The following is a 1324-nucleotide window of genomic DNA, read 5'->3' as shown; positions in this document are numbered from 1 at the left end:
GGTGGAGTACATGTACGCGGTGTCGGAGGCAAACTCGGCGGCGCAGGTATCCACGCGCTTGTACACCGGGCGGATATCCAGATCGTGGCGCAGCTTGCGCAGGCTCACCTCGGAGATGCCCAGCAGTTTCGCCAGGCGGGCATCGGAGAAGCCCTTGCGCTTGAGACGGAACAGGGTGGCCTGGTCAATGTCGGCCTTGCCGGCACTCTTCAGCGCCTGCTCTTCCCTGATCAGGTCCTCGATCTGCACCAGGTACCAGGGATCCACGTGGGTATGCTCGTGCAGGTCCTCAACCGTCATGCCAGCCCGGAAAGCGTCGCCGATGTACCAGATGCGGTCGGCACCGGGCACGTTCAGTTCGCGGGTCAGGGTTTCCCGGGAATTCTCGGAATCCAGGTCTTCGAGTTTCTCGTCAAAGCCTTCGGAGCCCACTTCCAGGCCGCGCAGGGCTTTCTGCAGGGATTCCTGAAAGGTTCGGCCAATGGCCATGACCTCACCCACGGATTTCATCTGGGTGGTCAGGCGGGCGTCGGCCTGGGGGAATTTCTCGAAGGTGAAACGGGGGATCTTGGTGACCACGTAGTCGATGGACGGCTCGAACGAAGCCGGGGTGACGCCGCCGGTGATTTCGTTGCGCAGCTCGTCCAGGGTGTAGCCTACCGCCAGCTTGGCCGCGACCTTGGCGATCGGGAAGCCGGTGGCCTTGGAGGCCAGCGCCGAGGAGCGGGACACACGGGGGTTCATCTCGATGACGACCATGCGGCCGGTGTCCGGATTCATCCCGAACTGCACGTTGGAGCCGCCGGTTTCCACACCGATTTCACGCAGGACTGCCAACGAGGCGTTCCGCATGATCTGGTATTCCTTGTCGGTGAGGGTCTGGGCCGGGGCCACGGTGATGGAGTCACCGGTGTGCACACCCATGGCGTCGAAGTTCTCGATGGCGCAGACAATGATGCAGTTGTCGTTTTTGTCCCGGACAACTTCCATCTCGTACTCTTTCCAGCCGATCAGGGATTCGTCGATCAGCAGTTCGTTGGTCGGGGACAGATCCAGACCACGGGTACAGATTTCCTCGAATTCGTCGCGGTTGTAGGCGATACCGCCGCCGGAGCCACCCATGGTGAAAGACGGGCGGATGATGCACGGGAAGCCGATGTCGTCAGCCACTTTCCAGGCTTCTTCCATGGAGTGGGCGATGGTGGCCCGCGGACACTCGAGGCCGATCTTCTTCATGGCCTTGTCGAAGCGGTCCCGGTCTTCGGCTTTATCAATGGTGTCGGCGTTGGCGCCGATCATTTCCACGCCGTGCTTTTCCAGAATG

The 1324-nt window shown here is 61.5% G+C and carries 1 protein-coding gene; it reads right to left on the bottom strand.

Annotated elements, in window-relative coordinates; translation table 11 throughout:
- Window positions 1-1324 (bottom strand): carbamoyl-phosphate synthase large subunit (gene carB, locus MDHKLMBL_RS20645; protein ID WP_104272567.1); only part of this gene is annotated, 1324 nt, incomplete at both ends.

It is taken from the genome of Marinobacter flavimaris, from assembly GCF_002933295.1.
GTDB lineage: Bacteria > Pseudomonadota > Gammaproteobacteria > Pseudomonadales > Oleiphilaceae > Marinobacter > Marinobacter flavimaris.
This window is presented reverse-complemented; position numbering and strand designations above follow the sequence as displayed.